Genomic DNA, 12479 nt, shown 5'->3' with positions numbered 1-12479 from the left:
AATAGTTTAACTATTTATTTTAGCCTTAGAGATATTTGCTTGATTTGATAGATTTGCATTAAGTTCTTCTTTTTTTTGAATACTCTCTTCATGATTTTTTTCTAAAACTTCTTTAAAAAGTCTAAAAGTTTCTTTTAACTCAGGGCTTGTATATGCTCCTGGTGGTGGATTTAAAATACCATCTATTCGACTCATCATAAAATCATAATCAAACTGTTGCTTATATCCCAATTGAATGATTTCTCCATTTTCCTCTTTTAACATTGGCATAGGAATTATCATAGCCATTGATAAAAATCTATCTTTTTCATCAAGTTCATTAAGAGATTCAACCAAAAGCTCCTTATCAGAGTTTGGCATATTTGCTGGTATAAAGCCTATTCCTTTAGATATACCATTTGAAACTAAACCATCATTATCAAAATCATACTTTTCATAATGATGTAAAAGTAGATTATAAGCTCCCTCATCACTTAAGGAGTCTACATTTATATCATCTGCAAGAAGAGTGTAGTGTTGAAGTGTACTTAACTCCTCTTTTGATAATGAGTCTAAAAACTCTTTTGCATTTGAGATAGATACTTTTTCCTCTTTTGCTTTATTATAGAGCTCTTCAAAGCTCTCTTTATAAGGCTCTCTCACTTCATAAAAACTATCTGCCATCTTTAGATTTTTTACTATATTTACATGTTCATCATAAGCATTTACATTCATAATTAAAGCCTTTCAAATAAATTCCACTTAAAATTAGATAAAAAAGTATATCATGAAAAATCTTATTTCTTATTTACATAAAAGCCGTTATAATAAACTTTTACATAAATAAAGGGATAAAATGGAAGAGGAAAAAGTAAGGAACTATTTTTTTTATTTTGCTAGTTTAGTAATTATTATTGCAGGACTTAAAGCAGCAAATGAAATAGTAATTGTGTTATTTTTAGCAATCTTTATTTCATCTATAATCTCAACTATTTTAAACATATTAGAACAAAAACATATCCCTAAACTTATCTCTTATCTAGTTGTTCTTGGGGTTTTTACACTTATTTCACTACTGCTTGCATATATTGTAAATATCTCATTAAAAGATTTTATAACAAATCTTCCTATATATGAAACAAAACTGCAAAAAGCTATTGTTGATACTATTGCCTTTGGAGAGTCATATGGTTATGAAATTGATAAAAAAACAATCCTAGATACTCTAAATTTAAACTCATTTTTTGGTATTACTACAAATTTAATTGGAAGTATTGGTACCTTTTTATCAAAATTCTTACTTATTATCATTGGGATTGGATTTATACTTGCAGAATCAAAATCTTTTGAAAAAAAACTAAGACTTATTTTTAGAAAAGAGGGAGATAAAATAGAACACTTCAATCTCTTTTCAAGTAATATTCAAAAATATTTCTTAGTAAAAACAGCGACTAGTTTTTTAACTGGTTTTTTAGTGGCAATTACTTTGATCTTTTTTAATATTGACTATCCTATTCTTTGGGGTGTGGTAGCTATGCTTTTTAACTTTATTCCAGTTGTGGGTTCTATTATTGCAGCAATTCCTGCCATACTTTTATCTTTTGTAACAACAGATTTAAATACAACTTTGATATTAATAGTTTTATATCTTACGATAAATATTTTTATAAGCAATATTATTGAACCAAAGTTTATGGGAAAAGAGCTAGGACTTTCTCCATTAGTTATATTTTTCTCTTTGATTTTATGGGGTTGGGTTTTAGGAATAGTAGGGATGTTTTTAGCTGTACCTATTACTATGACTTTAAAAATTGCCTTTGATTCAAATGATACTACAAAATGGATTTCGCTACTTATGTCAAATGTTAAACAGAGCTAAAGTTGATTATCTTCTTTAGCTAATAATGCTTTCATCAAAGTTGCATTATTTTGTAGATCATAGCCTCTCTCTTCCATCCAGTCAGATATTACCTCGTTTTTATAAGCCAACTCTTTTTGGGCATAAGCTTTATATTCTGCTTCTTCATCCCAATTTCCATCTTCATCTAAAAAAGAGTCTTGAGCAAAAACACCCTCTAAAGTGATCTTTGTAGGTATTGCCTTGTTATTATCATCAAATCTAAATCCATCTAGCTGTACATATTCTGAAGGAGAGGGTATATAGGCTTCAGAACTTACTACTTTTAAAGTCTCTTCAAAATCAGCGAATTCAGAATCTTTTGGAATATTTAAATCAACTGGATTTTTATTATTATTAGTTGTCTGAAAGAAACCAATATTAAAACTATTTACAATATCATTAATTCCAGACATAGTTGTTCCTTAGTTAGAAAAGTATAATTTAAAGATTATAAAATCACTTACCTTAAAAATAGATAAAAATAGTTATTTATGTTATTATTTAGTTATTTTAAGCTTAGGAACACTATTTGCATATTTATTGAAAATATTATAGGAAATATCATGGAAAGTATAAGTGCGAAACCTCTACAATTAAACCCTATTAAACTATCTCAACCAATGGGAGCAATGCTTTGCTTTTTAGGAATAAAAAACTGTATGCCACTTATGCATGGAGCTCAAGGATGTGCTTCATTTACAAAGGTATTTTTCACAAGACATTTCAATGACCCCATTGCCGTACAAACAACAGCAGTAAATGATATTACAGCAGTAATTGATGGAGGAGATTATGCAATCTCTGAATCAATAAAAAATATCACCAAAAAAGTACAACCTGACCTAGTAGGACTTTTTACAACAGGACTTACAGAAACAAAAGGTGATGATATAAAAGGTGCTTGTTTACTAGTACAAGACCAGCAAAAAATGGTTTATGTAAATACTCCTGATTTTGAAGGCTCTATTGAAAGTGGTTTTGCAAAATCAATTGAAGCAATCGTTGACCAACTAGTTGCAAGCTCAAGTGAAGTGGATATGAATAAAGCTGTAATTATCCCAAATGTAAATTTAAAACCAATAGAGATAGAAAAAATCAAAGACACCGTAGCACTCTTTGGTTATGAAGTTTTAGCCCTACCAGATTTGAGTGACTCATTAGATGGTCACTTAGGATTAAAACAAGGAGCACTTAGCAGTGGAGGTATTACTGTTGAAGATATAGAGAAACTTGGAAATTGTTCACTTGCTATTAGTGTAGGAAGCAGTGTAAAAAAAGCTGGAGATAAATTAAAAGCAAAAAATGAAAATATGCAACTTTTACATTTTGATTCATTAGGGGGATTAGAACAAAGTGATAAATTCTTTAAAGCCCTATGTAAAATCAAAAATATCTCAACTCCACATCCAAGTATTGTGAGATGGAGAAAAAGACTTCAAGATGCCATGTTAGATAGCCACTTTGCAATAGGAAGTGCATCTGTTGTGCTAGCACTTGAGCCTGACCAATGTATCTCTGTAGCAAATACAATCATTGAAGCAGGAGCAACAATAAAAGCCATAGTAACTACTCACAAAAATGACTTACTAGATGAAATAGAGTGTGAAAACTTACTAATTGGTGATTTTGAAGATGTTGAAAAGTATCTGAAAGAAAGTGATGTTTTAATATCAAGTTTTCATGGGGAAAGATATACCATAAAACACAAAAAAGCTTTAATGTTAAGGGGATTCCCTGATTATGAGGGAGTTGGTAATCAACTTAAAAATGATGTTTTATATGAAGGAAGTGCTTACTTACTTTTTGAATTAGCAAACCTAATAAATCATTATCACCAACATGGAGGAGAAAATGAGCATTAATCTACAAAGGCCAATTGTAAAAGCTCTTGGATTAGAGATGATAAATGGAAGCACAAGACTTTTAGGTATTCCAAAAGAAAAGGTTCAAGTTATAATCTCTTTGCCTGATATTACAGCTTTTAATACTCAACTGCATGATGCAATAACATTCTTTAAAAATAGGGCAGAAACATTTGTTATAACAACAAGTAGCATTGATGAATGTGAAAAGATACAAAATGAATTTAAACTAAAAGATAGCCTAATCTCAAGGGAATATAAAGAGTTCTCAAATACCTTTGGAATAAAAGATGAAAAAAATCAACTAAAAAAATCTTTAATGATAATTGATACAAATTGTCAAATAACACACAAGGAGATCTTATAAATGGAAGTTAAGTATAAAAAAGAGTTTTATATTTTAAAAGCAAAAGAGAGAAAGATAGAATCAGAAGCACCTGCTGTTAGAGTTACCATGTTAAATGGAGAGTCAAAAGTTATAGGTATGATGGCACCTAAAATTCAAGTTATGATTACCCTACCTAATATAAAAGATTATAATAATGGTCTACATGATATTTTAGAAAAATCTGCTTCTAAAATATTACCTTATATTATTACAAGTAGCTCAGAAGATGCTATAACAAAAGTTCAAAAAGCATTTGGACTAGATAATGGTTTTATCTCAAATGATTTTAATAAATTCTCTTTAAAATTTGGAGTGAATTTAAATGAAACACTTGTGGCAAAATCAATATATATTATTGATAAAGAGGGTGTTATAAAATATAAAAATATCCCAAATAACTGCGAACACGCTTTTGATTTAGATGAGCTTGAGTCATCATTGCAAGAAGTTATTAACTTCAAAGTAAAGGGTCATACACACGAAAACTGGATGGGAGTATGAAAACCTTATCAGAAAATTTACTCCAATGGATAAAAGAGAATGACTATGATGAAAATGATTTAAATAACGCTGGAAAATATGGAAACTCTGCAATAATGAAAGCAGCAAGAGAAGGAAAATCAGAACTTGTATCTGAATTACTAAACTTAGATGTAGATATAAATATGAAAAACGTAGATGGAAACTCAGCTTTATGGAATGCCTGTTTTGCTTCATCATATGAGTGCTTTGAACTTCTTGTAAATGCAGGTATCGAAATAGACTCAAAAAATGTTAATGATGTAACAGCATTAATGTACTGTGCAAGTGCGGGGAAAGAGGATTTTGTGCAACTTCTTTTGCAAAAAGGTGCAGATAGCTCTTTTGAAAACCTTGATGGCTTTAAAGCTATTGATTTAGCAGTAACTCCAAAGATTGTAAAAATGTTGAGAAATGCAAGAGTTTCATAATCAAACAGATATTACAAAAAAGAATGCCTTTACTCAAACCCAATTTATAAACTGGCAAACCCAAGCAAAAGCTTACAAAACCTATCCAAAGTTTTTTAGACGATTTAATCTTGATGATTATGAAGAGTTAAAATTCATAAAAAACTTTGGAAAAATCACCTACACAAAAAAATATGGAAATGATGAGGTAAATCTAAGAGTCAATCCAAGTGCAGGTGGACTTTATCCTTGCGAAATTTATATACAAATAAGAGGAGCAAAGGGTTTGTTAAATGGAATTTATCACTATGAACCATTAACAAGCACCTTGGCTTTAATTCATGAATTAAGTAGTGATGGATTAGAGAGTTATATGAATATATCACAAAAAAAATTCATCTTTTTACTTAGTAATGCCTACTTTAGGACATCTTGGAAATATGAAAAAAGAGCTATAAGGTATCTTTTACTTGATTCTGGTCACCAACTAGGTTCCATCTATGCCTCTTTGATTTTACAAGGACTTGATTATACTTTTGATTTTAACTTTGATAAAGAAGAGTTAAATAAAGCTTTTTGTTTTGATAACTATGAACACTTTGTTTGTGCTATTTTTTCAAGCGAGTATAAAGAAAAAGAGACAAAAGAACTAAGGGATAAAATTCCTTTTGTAAACCCATGTGATTATTATATAAAAGAGCCTTTTATTGAAGAATTTTATTCAAAATATTATGAACAAAGTTTTAAAAGTTTTAGTTCAAACTTTTTAAAAGAAGAGACTAAAAGAGAGTTACAAAAAGCAATAGATGAAAGAAGATCAGTCAGAGCTTTTAAAAAAGAGCCCATATTAAAAGATGAGTTTGAAACTATATTAAAAGATATTTTCATCTTTGCAAAAGAGTATGGACTTGAAATTTATTTTATAAACCATCTAATCACTAATCTTGAAAAAGGTATTTATAAAGAGTATAATTTACAAAAAGAGGGTGATTTTAGTGAGCTAGGCCAAATGTTAGCCTTTAATCAAAAAATTGGTGGAACTTCTGCTGCAACTATATTTTTTACATCTAAACTAGAATCAAACTACTCTTTTAACACTATTTTATCAGGCTTTTTAGCGCATATTATTGCACTAAGAGCCACAAATTTAAATATCAATTCTACAGGAATTGGTGCATATTTTGATGATGAAACAAAAAAGGTTTTAGAAACACACAACAACATCTTATATTTAATGGCGGTGGGAAAATGAGTAAAGAGACTTACCATGAACTTTATAAAAAATATGACCTTTATAGAAGTGATATTTATCTCTTATGTGAAGAAAAACCAGCAGAAATTTTATTTTTATTTGAAGAAGTTTGTGATGAACTTATAAAACCTGTTGCTATAAACAGACAACTACCTCAAGAATTTATAGCAAGTGCAAAATCATTTGCCGGACAAAATACTTTTACAAATGTTTACTTCGCAGAGCTCTCAAATAGGGCTTTCTTCTTAAGTGACCTTATTGATTTTCTAGCTCTTATAAGAAGTAAAAAAACTACTTAAAAAAGTTGTGGAACACTATTTGCATATACCTATATAAATTTATTTTAGGACAAAATTATGAGTAGTATTCAAATCACAACAAATGACTCTCAAGAAGGTTCTCTAAAAGTTGCATTCGCAACTACAGATTTAGAAAACATAGATTCTCACTTTGGAAGTGCAAAACAATTTGCTGTTTACGAAATAAGTAAATCAACAACTACAATGTGTGAAATTAAAAAAGTTCTTGAAAAAGATACTGATAAAGCTGTAGCACTACTAGAAGGTATTGATATTGTTTATTTTACAAATGTAGGAGCAATAGCTGCTGCAAAACTTATCAATAGTGGAATCTTCACAATCAAATACAAAGAGATCGTAAGTATAGAAGAAGAAGTAAAAAAACTACAAGATATGTTAAATTCAAACCCTCCACCATTTATCAAAAAAATCATAGAAAAGAAGGCTTTATAATGGATAAGAAAGAACTATTTAAAGTAACACTAATTGGACAAATTAGAGCAATGGACCAATTTGGTACATGGGTTAACAAAAGTGATGAAGACCTACTAGTAGAAAAATATGTAAGAAGCAAAGAGGATTTAAAAAATATCCCTATTATTGCAGATATTGATGAAATGCAAATCAAAGATATAAGACTAGTATTTCAAGCAGTAGCTTTAGCTTTTGAAAAACTAACAGGGGTAATGTGTTCAGTTGTAATGGAGATGAGTCATGAAGGTTTTGGAAGAGTTGTAGTTTTTGCAGGGAAGATTGTGCTTGCAGAGAAATTCTTCAAAGATGCTCATAGATTCTCATTTAGAACTTATGATGACTTGCTAGTTGATGGTGAAAAATATCTTCTAAAAGCAGAAGAGACTTATAACAAATATAAAAACTTATAAGCTTTATTCATAAAGCTCTTTAGGGTTTGCTTCTTTATAAAAGAAGTTATAAAAATATAGGTCCCTTAAAAATGGGACATTTTGAAGGAGAAAAGTATGGCAAATATTGGGATTTTTTGTGGAACAGCAGGTGGAACATCTATGATAGTTGCAGAAGCTTTAGCAGAAGCTTTTGAAGTTGATGAAGTAATCAATATGGAAGAAGATTTTGATGATATTGATCAAATGCTTGAACATGATGTTTTATTTATAGGAAGTTCTACTTGGGGACAAGGTGATGTATATTTTGAGTGGGTTGATCCTTTACTTGAAATTGAATCAGACGGAATAGATTTTTCTGGAAAAACTATTGCATTATTTGGTGCAGGAGATAGTGTAAAACATGGTGAACATTTTTGTTCAGCATTAGGAAAACTACATAAAACATTTACAAATGCTGGTGCAAAAGTTGTTGGTTTTGTTGATGCAAGTGATTATAAATATGAATTTTCACAAGCAGAAATGGATGGAAAACTTTGTGGTTTAGCAATTGATGAACACAATGAAAAAGACAAAACTGAAGATAGAGTAACAAAATGGATTGACTCTTTAAAAGAAGAGATTCCAGCTTAGAAAAAATAATATCCCTTTAATCTGGGATATTTAAAAGGATACAAAATGAAAACTGTAGAAGAATTTTATAAATTAAGAGATACAGAAGATTTTTTTAAATTTTTTGATATTGATTTTGACCAAAAGTTAATCAATGTAAAAAGATTTCATATGATGAAAGAGTATGGAACTCTTATAAAAAAAGGTTTAGCTGAAATAGCAGATGAAGATAAACTTTTAGAGTTTTTGAAATTTTCACTACTTAGAGTTTATGGTGATTATAAAACTGGTCACTCTCCAAGTGCTGCTGATGTATGGAATATGTATGAAACAGGAAAACTTGAAGGTTGTTCTTCATGTAGTCCAAGTCCAGCAGGAACAAGTACAGGAGGAAGTTGTGGGTGTTAATCATAAAGATATCGTAGATGCAAACACTCCTTTGCATGATAGTGTAACAGCTAATCGTTCTGGAAAAGATGAAGATAAACCAAAATTTGGTTTAGGACAAAAAGTAAAACTAATAAAAGAGATAGTAAATGATGGGACATACCCTCATGCACCAATTGGGACACTTTTGATGCCAGCAGGTGCAGTAGGTTATATAAAATCAATGGGTGAATTCTTACAAGTTATTCGTGTATATGAAGTTCACTTTTTAGGTTTACTTGATGTTCCTGTTGAAATAGTTGGGTGTAGAGAACATGAACTAGAAGCAATGGAAGATTTTAGAGATGAAGTAGAAGAAGAGTTAGAATTTATGCGTAAGCATAGAGAAAAGAACTACTCAAAAGACTAAATTTTTTTAACCAAGTCAGATGAAAGAGTTTTCAGAACTTTATCATATGGCTTGGTTTGTATGAAGAAACAAGCTAAAAAAGGAGACAAAATATGGCAAAAGTTATTTTTATGCATTTTGATACTGTTACTGATGGTGTTTATGATGCAAAAATTGGTGAACCAATTGTAAGATTGGCTAAAGAAAAAGGTGTTCCTATGCCTTCAGATACTAAAGATTACTCAAAAAGTTTAATTACTGTTGAAAATCTTGCAACTGAAGAACCTACAAGTTATATGGAAGATGAAGAGTTAGATGTATTAGTTAAATTAGGGGCAATCACTGCTGAAGAAGCTGAGCAATGTCAACAATTTACAATAAGTCCTAAAGTTAGAATTGCGCCAATGATGTTAATCAAAGGTGACATTTTAGTTAAACCGTATAAATTAAAAAAATAAGGAAAGAAAATGACAACTAGAGTAGAAATTATTAACGATTTTTTAGCAATCAATGTTAAACCAGGAAGTACAATTCAAGATGTAGTTGAAGCATCTGGTTCAGCTTTACCTTTTGGATGTAGAGATGGAGAATGTGGAACATGTGTTGTTGAAATAGAACAAGGTATGGAATTTATTTCTGATATCAATGAGAAAGAAATCAAAGTAATCAAAGAGGCTTGTGCTGGTACTTGTACTGATAACACAAGATTATCTTGCCAAATGAAAATAGTTAAGCCTAACGGTGTTGTTAGAATTAAGTATTAAAAAATATACAGGTTTATGTCCAAATTCTTTTTGAATTTGGGCAAAATACGATATGGCACAAACATTATCAACCTCCGCTTCTCAGAAGCAAAATCTTAATTTATCTTTGAAATTGTGGCTTCCGATGCTACAATCTTCACTTCAAGACCTAGAGAAACATCTAAAAAATGTATCTTATGAAAATCCATTTTTAGAAATCAAAAAACCAAAAGAGTTTTATAACAACTTTATGCCACAAGGTACAAGTGGGGAGTTTATAGAATCTTTAGCACTTTATGATGAATCATTAAATGATATTATTAGTGAACAAATCTGTGCACCAAACTTTTCAACTCCAAACTCACAAAAAGTAGCTATGGAAATTTTGTGTGACATAAATGAAGAGGGATACTTTGAAGGTGATATAGAAAAGATTGCTATAACATGTGGCGTGTATAAAGAGTATGTAGAATCAATAAGACAAAGATTTTCACTTTTAGAACCAAGTGGAATTGGATCAATGAATTTATCAGAATCATTTCTTTTTCAATTAGATGCTTGTGATAAACAAATTGATAATGAACTATACAATTTCATAAAAAAAATCATAAAAGATATTGCTCACTTAGATAAGTATGCCTCACACCATAGATTTGATGAAGCAAAAGATATTATCAAATACTTCAATAATCCACCAGCAGTGAATTATATGAATAACAATGTACAGATAATTCCTGACTTCTTTGTAGAAATTGGTGAAGATATTAATATCAAAATAAATCATGCTTATTATCCTGATTTAGAAGTAAAAGATGCTTTTAATACTAAAAATGAAGGTATAAGAGAGAAGTTAAAAGAGGCTAGAGATTTAGTAAACTTATTGGGTTTAAGAAAATCAACTCTATACAAAATAGTTCTTTTAATTGTTGAAAAACAAATCTCATTTTTTGTGGGAGGAGAACTTAGACCCTACTCTATGCAAGAGTTAGCCAATGAGATTGGTTTCGCAGAATCTACAATATCAAGAGCTGTTGCAAATAAATATATAGAGTGCTCTTTAGGAACATATCCACTAAAACACTTCTTCTCAAATGCAGTTAATAATAAAGATTTATCATCTTCGGAGATAAAAAACTATATTAAAAGTTTAGTAGAATATGAAAATAAAGATGAACCACTAACAGATCAAGATATTCTTGATGCTATTCAAGAAAAGTTTAGCTTATCAATGGTGAGACGTACTATTACAAAATATAGAAAAATGTTAGATGTACCCTCATCAAAAGAGAGAAAAAAACTCTATAAAGTAGAAAATTTATAAAATAAATATTGCTGTCTTTTTTCTTTTTAAAACTCTATTCTTATCCATTAAAATCATAATACCTGGCATTTTTAGGGCTTGATTACAATCAAGACAATTTTTGTCCTATTTAGATAATATTCTAAAAAAAATAAGGACAACATATGTTTAATATAAAATCACTATATTTTAGAATGACAGTAATCCATTATCTAGGAATGATCTTATTACCTATAAATGCATTCTTTTTTACTGGTAATATAACTTCACAAACTATTCAAGTTATTATTGCAATATCTTTAATTTTTCATGAATTAGATGAAAGGAAAAATGGGAAACAACTTTCAAAGGCATTAATTAACTTTCTAAAGAATATGGACAATAAAAATGCAAAACTTAAAATAAATACAACTTTTGCTAGTGAATACTCTGAAATAAAAGATATTATTGATAATAGAGATAAAAATCAAAAAATCAAAGAAAAAGAAGAATTATTATTTATCATAGAAGCAAAAGATATACTTGAACAAGCCAAAAATGGCTCTTATGAAAATGTTATTCAAGCAAAAACTTCAAATGATGTACTTGAAGAATTTAAAAAAGTTGTTAATGATATGATTATTGATACAAAAAAACATTTTGAAATAATTAATGGTATTCTAAATGAATATACCAATTACAACTATAAAAATAATTTGGTTTTAGAAAACATTTCAAGTGATGGAGAGTTTATGAATTTATCGACTTCAATCAATCAACTTAGAGATGCAATTACTCATATGTTATTAGAAAATAAGAAAAATGGTGTGACATTACAGCAATCATCAGAAATCCTGTTAGATAATGTTTTAAAACTAAATAGTTCTTCAACTGAAGCTTCTAAAAGTTTAAAAGACACAACTATAGTATTAGAACAAATCACTCAAAATATTAGTAAAACATCCCAAAAGACTGTTAAAATGTCAGAGTTTGCAAATGCCGTTATATCCTCGTCAAGAAAAGGACAAATTCTAGCAAATAAAACTAATATCTCAATGGATGAAATTAATGAAAAAGTAAGTTCTATCAATGAAGCAATTAGTATTATAGATCAAATTGCATTCCAAACTAACATTTTATCACTAAATGCAGCAGTTGAAGCGGCAACGGCTGGAGAAGCAGGGAAAGGTTTTGCAGTAGTTGCACAAGAAGTTAGAAATCTAGCAAATAAAAGTACTGAAGCAGCAAAAGATATTAAAAAGCTTGTAGAATCTGCAAACCTGAAAGCAAATGAAGGAAAAATTATTGCAAATGAGATGATTGATGGGTATAGCAATCTAAATACTGATATTGATAAAACAATAGAACTTATAAATGAAGTAGCAATAACATCTAAAGAACAACAAGATGGTATAATTCAAATTAATGATTCTGTACAAATTTTAGAAAAGCAAATATTTACAAATTCAGAAGTATCATCAAAATCAAATAAAATTGCAACCCAAACATCAAATATTGCAAATACAATTGTTGATGAGGCAAATAAAAAGAGTTTTGAAGGTAAAGAAAGTATCTCTTGTAGTAGATGTGCTTAAATT

At 29.4% G+C, this 12479-nt stretch carries 18 protein-coding genes; 16 read left to right on the top strand and 2 right to left on the bottom strand.

All coding sequences use genetic code 11. The features are described from left to right. Nucleotides 1-6: 6 nt before the first annotated feature. Nucleotides 7-714 carry a hypothetical protein gene (locus Q0617_RS02680; RefSeq protein ID WP_298750207.1) on the bottom strand — a complete coding sequence of 236 codons (708 nt, stop codon included), beginning with the start codon at nt 712-714 and terminating at the stop codon, nt 7-9. Between the two features lie 121 nt (nt 715-835). Here Q0617_RS02680 and Q0617_RS02675 point away from each other — a divergent pair, with 121 nt between their 5' ends. Next, nucleotides 836-1858, top strand: a complete 1023-nt coding sequence (locus tag Q0617_RS02675; protein ID WP_298750205.1) for an AI-2E family transporter — start codon at nt 836-838, stop codon at nt 1856-1858. On the opposite strand, the gene Q0617_RS02670 is transcribed toward Q0617_RS02675, so the two are convergent. Then, the gene (locus Q0617_RS02670) at nt 1855-2292 is read right to left on the bottom strand and encodes a hypothetical protein (protein WP_298750203.1); all 438 of its coding nucleotides are present in this window, start codon (nt 2290-2292) and stop codon (nt 1855-1857) included. The genes Q0617_RS02675 and Q0617_RS02670 overlap by 4 nt on opposite strands. A 150-nt stretch (nt 2293-2442) precedes the next feature. Between Q0617_RS02670 and nifN the strand changes: the two genes are divergently transcribed. From nifN to Q0617_RS02595, 15 genes are all read left to right on the top strand, one after another. After that, nucleotides 2443-3741 (top strand): nitrogenase iron-molybdenum cofactor biosynthesis protein NifN, encoded by a 1299-nt coding sequence (gene nifN / locus Q0617_RS02665; RefSeq protein ID WP_298750200.1) that lies wholly within the window; start codon nt 2443-2445, stop codon nt 3739-3741. Continuing rightward, nucleotides 3731-4108 carry a hypothetical protein gene (locus tag Q0617_RS02660; protein ID WP_298750198.1) on the top strand — a complete coding sequence of 126 codons (378 nt, stop codon included), beginning with the start codon at nt 3731-3733 and terminating at the stop codon, nt 4106-4108. Before nifN ends, Q0617_RS02660 begins: the two co-directional genes overlap by 11 nt. Further along, entirely contained in the window at nt 4109-4630 is a 522-nt protein-coding gene (locus Q0617_RS02655) for a hypothetical protein (RefSeq protein ID WP_298750196.1), read from the top strand. It begins immediately after the preceding gene. Further along, nucleotides 4627-5079, top strand: a complete 453-nt coding sequence (locus Q0617_RS02650) for an ankyrin repeat domain-containing protein (RefSeq protein ID WP_298750194.1) — start codon at nt 4627-4629, stop codon at nt 5077-5079. The genes Q0617_RS02655 and Q0617_RS02650 overlap by 4 nt, the downstream gene beginning before the upstream one ends. Beyond that, entirely contained in the window at nt 5063-6310 is a 1248-nt protein-coding gene (locus Q0617_RS02645) for a SagB family peptide dehydrogenase (protein ID WP_298750192.1), read from the top strand. Before Q0617_RS02650 ends, Q0617_RS02645 begins: the two co-directional genes overlap by 17 nt. Beyond that, nucleotides 6307-6609, top strand: coding sequence for a hypothetical protein (locus tag Q0617_RS02640; protein ID WP_298750191.1), 303 nt, complete (start codon nt 6307-6309; stop codon nt 6607-6609). The genes Q0617_RS02645 and Q0617_RS02640 overlap by 4 nt, the downstream gene beginning before the upstream one ends. 57 nt (nt 6610-6666) lie before the next feature. Further along, on the top strand, nt 6667-7062 hold the full coding sequence (locus tag Q0617_RS02635) for a NifB/NifX family molybdenum-iron cluster-binding protein (RefSeq protein WP_298750189.1): 396 nt from the start codon (nt 6667-6669) through the stop codon (nt 7060-7062). Further along, complete coding sequence (locus tag Q0617_RS02630; protein WP_298750187.1) at nt 7062-7493, top strand: NifX-associated nitrogen fixation protein; 432 nt, start codon at nt 7062-7064, stop codon at nt 7491-7493. The genes Q0617_RS02635 and Q0617_RS02630 overlap by 1 nt, the downstream gene beginning before the upstream one ends. Nucleotides 7494-7589: 96 nt before the next feature. Next, a complete protein-coding gene (locus tag Q0617_RS02625) occupies nt 7590-8105 on the top strand; it encodes a flavodoxin domain-containing protein (protein ID WP_298750184.1) in 516 nt (171 codons plus the stop codon). Between the two features lie 45 nt (nt 8106-8150). Beyond that, a complete protein-coding gene (locus Q0617_RS02620) occupies nt 8151-8492 on the top strand; it encodes a nitrogenase-stabilizing/protective protein NifW (protein WP_298750182.1) in 342 nt (113 codons plus the stop codon). Beyond that, complete coding sequence (locus tag Q0617_RS02615) at nt 8482-8880, top strand: nitrogen fixation protein NifZ (protein ID WP_298750180.1); 399 nt, start codon at nt 8482-8484, stop codon at nt 8878-8880. The genes Q0617_RS02620 and Q0617_RS02615 overlap by 11 nt, the downstream gene beginning before the upstream one ends. Before the next feature lie 92 nt (nt 8881-8972). Next, nucleotides 8973-9317 (top strand): hypothetical protein, encoded by a 345-nt coding sequence (locus Q0617_RS02610; protein ID WP_298750178.1) that lies wholly within the window; start codon nt 8973-8975, stop codon nt 9315-9317. 9 nt (nt 9318-9326) lie between these two features. After that, nucleotides 9327-9623: a 2Fe-2S iron-sulfur cluster-binding protein gene (locus Q0617_RS02605; RefSeq protein ID WP_298750176.1), complete on the top strand. Its 297-nt coding sequence runs from the start codon at nt 9327-9329 to the stop codon at nt 9621-9623. Between the two features lie 52 nt (nt 9624-9675). Further along, nucleotides 9676-10923 carry an RNA polymerase factor sigma-54 gene (locus tag Q0617_RS02600; RefSeq protein WP_298750174.1) on the top strand — a complete coding sequence of 416 codons (1248 nt, stop codon included), beginning with the start codon at nt 9676-9678 and terminating at the stop codon, nt 10921-10923. 143 nt (nt 10924-11066) lie between these two features. After that, entirely contained in the window at nt 11067-12476 is a 1410-nt protein-coding gene (locus Q0617_RS02595; RefSeq protein ID WP_298750172.1) for a methyl-accepting chemotaxis protein, read from the top strand. The last annotated feature ends 3 nt before the right edge of the window (nt 12477-12479 follow it).

It is taken from the genome of uncultured Arcobacter sp., from assembly GCF_937982575.1.
Lineage (GTDB): Bacteria > Campylobacterota > Campylobacteria > Campylobacterales > Arcobacteraceae > Arcobacter.
Note: the sequence above shows the minus strand (reverse complement) of the source record. Positions and strands in the feature narration are given on the sequence as shown.

Coding starts and splice junctions, on each gene's coding strand:
- Q0617_RS02680 (WP_298750207.1), bottom strand. CDS start 714: ATGAATGTAAATGCTTATGATGAACATGTAAATATAGTAAAAAATCTA.
- Q0617_RS02675 (WP_298750205.1), top strand. CDS start 836: ATGGAAGAGGAAAAAGTAAGGAACTATTTTTTTTATTTTGCTAGTTTA.
- Q0617_RS02670 (WP_298750203.1), bottom strand. CDS start 2,292: ATGTCTGGAATTAATGATATTGTAAATAGTTTTAATATTGGTTTCTTT.
- nifN (WP_298750200.1), top strand. CDS start 2,443: ATGGAAAGTATAAGTGCGAAACCTCTACAATTAAACCCTATTAAACTA.
- Q0617_RS02660 (WP_298750198.1), top strand. CDS start 3,731: ATGAGCATTAATCTACAAAGGCCAATTGTAAAAGCTCTTGGATTAGAG.
- Q0617_RS02655 (WP_298750196.1), top strand. CDS start 4,109: ATGGAAGTTAAGTATAAAAAAGAGTTTTATATTTTAAAAGCAAAAGAG.
- Q0617_RS02650 (WP_298750194.1), top strand. CDS start 4,627: ATGAAAACCTTATCAGAAAATTTACTCCAATGGATAAAAGAGAATGAC.
- Q0617_RS02645 (WP_298750192.1), top strand. CDS start 5,063: ATGCAAGAGTTTCATAATCAAACAGATATTACAAAAAAGAATGCCTTT.
- Q0617_RS02640 (WP_298750191.1), top strand. CDS start 6,307: ATGAGTAAAGAGACTTACCATGAACTTTATAAAAAATATGACCTTTAT.
- Q0617_RS02635 (WP_298750189.1), top strand. CDS start 6,667: ATGAGTAGTATTCAAATCACAACAAATGACTCTCAAGAAGGTTCTCTA.
- Q0617_RS02630 (WP_298750187.1), top strand. CDS start 7,062: ATGGATAAGAAAGAACTATTTAAAGTAACACTAATTGGACAAATTAGA.
- Q0617_RS02625 (WP_298750184.1), top strand. CDS start 7,590: ATGGCAAATATTGGGATTTTTTGTGGAACAGCAGGTGGAACATCTATG.
- Q0617_RS02620 (WP_298750182.1), top strand. CDS start 8,151: ATGAAAACTGTAGAAGAATTTTATAAATTAAGAGATACAGAAGATTTT.
- Q0617_RS02610 (WP_298750178.1), top strand. CDS start 8,973: ATGGCAAAAGTTATTTTTATGCATTTTGATACTGTTACTGATGGTGTT.
- Q0617_RS02605 (WP_298750176.1), top strand. CDS start 9,327: ATGACAACTAGAGTAGAAATTATTAACGATTTTTTAGCAATCAATGTT.
- Q0617_RS02600 (WP_298750174.1), top strand. CDS start 9,676: ATGGCACAAACATTATCAACCTCCGCTTCTCAGAAGCAAAATCTTAAT.
- Q0617_RS02595 (WP_298750172.1), top strand. CDS start 11,067: ATGTTTAATATAAAATCACTATATTTTAGAATGACAGTAATCCATTAT.